This window comes from Sellimonas catena, from assembly GCF_027924685.1.
GTDB lineage: Bacteria > Bacillota > Clostridia > Lachnospirales > Lachnospiraceae > Sellimonas > Sellimonas catena.
The window spans coordinates 1-1,978 of record NZ_BSBO01000084.1 but is presented as its reverse complement, the minus strand read 5'-3'; the positions used below and the strand labels follow the sequence as shown (position 1 = coordinate 1,978).

The following is a 1,978-nucleotide window of genomic DNA, read 5'->3' as shown; positions in this document are numbered from 1 at the left end:
TATAACCTGACTTTTGCAGATAAAGAGAATTAAAAATGGCCGTAATCCCAGTATTTATGCGGGACTACGGCCTTGTTATTTTGTCATTTTTTCATGGTGTTTTTTCTATTTTTTTGTCTTTGCCAAAATTTTTTTTATTTCTCCCAGCGTACGGATACGTTTTCCGAAATCAATATCCATAATCGATCCAATCTCTTTTAGTACCTCATCATAGTAATCGAATAGATAATAGTTTTGCTGGAGCAGGCTGCATTCTGCTTTTGACAGGGAGTCCAGGATTCTTCCGACACTGTATTTTCGTTCCAACTTATTTTCCAGTATCCTTGCTATCGTCAAGGCTACAAAACAGGTCAGGAAATGTGCTTCGATATGTTCTTTTGTCCAGACGTATACGGGTCTGGCTTCCAGTTCGCTTTTGGTCACCTTAAAAGACTCTTCGATCCGCCATAGCCCCCGGTACATGTCGATGATTTCATCATCCGATGTCTCCATTTCACTGGTCAGGAGCATATAGTAACCGTCCAGTGCTTCCTCTTCACGGATCTTTTCTTCATCAATATCCAGTATGGATGAGGAGGTAAGGATCTCACCGGTCTCCTTGTCGTAGTCTATTTTTTTGACATATTTTGCTGCCCCATAGGAAGTGGCTCTTGTGTAGTTCCCCGGGTTTTGTGCCAGATCTCTGGCCTTTGCCAGTGCGGTTTCCCGTTCGGCTTTTGCCCGCCGGGCATATTTTTCACTCCAGAAGACGACCTGTTTCTCGTCCACCTGCTTTTTCATCTTTTTGCCGGTGACAGAAGTAACCAGGATCGTTCTTGGGGATTTTCGGGATTTTCGTTTATATTCCGTGCCAAGCCACTCGTAGCCCTCTTCTTTGAGGACATAGTCTTTGATCCCTTTTTCAGCTCCTCTGATGGACATGCTGAAAACATATCCATCATGAGTAGGGGTATTGATCGTGTACCAGATGTTATCGCCTGTCGTCATGCCTTTGTCAGCAACGGAGATCAGCCGTCCAAGGTCAAACTGTTTTTTGATGCGCCCGAAGTTTGGCCGGTAGGTCAGGCAGTCATTGGTATTGCCGGGAAAGAGTTCGTAAGTAATGGGGATTCCTCTGTTATCCATGAAAAGGCCCATCTGTATAATCGGGTTTGGCCGGTGCTCTTTGGAAATGCCTTTGTGAAGGAAGTCGTTTTGTTCATCTGTTTCGAAATAGTAGTTTGTAACATCATAATAGATCAGGCTGGTATCCCTGCCATAATTCTTTTTAATCCTGTCATTCATCCATATCTGCAGGTTTTCCCTGTGTTTGTCCAGAAAAGAAAGGCAGCGGTAGACATCATCCAGGGAGTAATCCGATCTTTCAAAAAAACGTTCCCGGCCGTCATAAGAAGATTTCTTTGAAGCAGGAAAAAGGAGTCGGGAATAAACAAGCATCTTCATAATGGCGTTGGCATCATACTGTTCTTTCGAGTGGCGCTGCCGGTTGGTCAGGAAGGTATGGATGCCGAGTTCATGATAGATCCGGCTCAATGCGGCATAGCCGAAGTTTTTCCGCAGGTCATCATCAATGCGAAGCCTGTCGGAATCGTAGAAAGTAAAGTGAATCGGGGCTTGCTTTTTCTTTTTTTCCTCATTAAGTTGCGCTACACGTTTTGTGAAATGAGCAATCGGATCCTCATACTGCTTTTCCAGTTCATCGAGCCAGCCGATAGATTCTACGGTTTTCTGGCGGGAGCATTTCTTAACTTTATCGTAATAAGTATCAACAATAGAAAGACGGATGCGGCCATGAGAGTTCGGTGTTTTTTTAAGATACATAATAAGCACTCCATTTCATATAATACTTATTATACCACAAAACGTTACAAAACGCTAGTAAAATATGACAAATTTAAAAAATAAAAAAAGCTTGTAAGCCGCCATACAAAAGGATTTCAAGCTATAAGCGAACATATGTTACTGCAAAACTGTGGCG

The 1,978-nt window shown here is 42.9% G+C and carries 1 protein-coding gene; it reads right to left on the bottom strand.

Annotated features, from left to right (window positions below; genetic code table 11):
- Positions 1 to 105 precede the first annotated feature (105 nt).
- Complete coding sequence (locus Selli1_RS18095) at positions 106 to 1,821, bottom strand: IS1634 family transposase (RefSeq protein ID WP_087254017.1); 1,716 nt, start codon at positions 1,819 to 1,821, stop codon at positions 106 to 108.
- Positions 1,822 to 1,978: the final 157 nt, after the last annotated feature.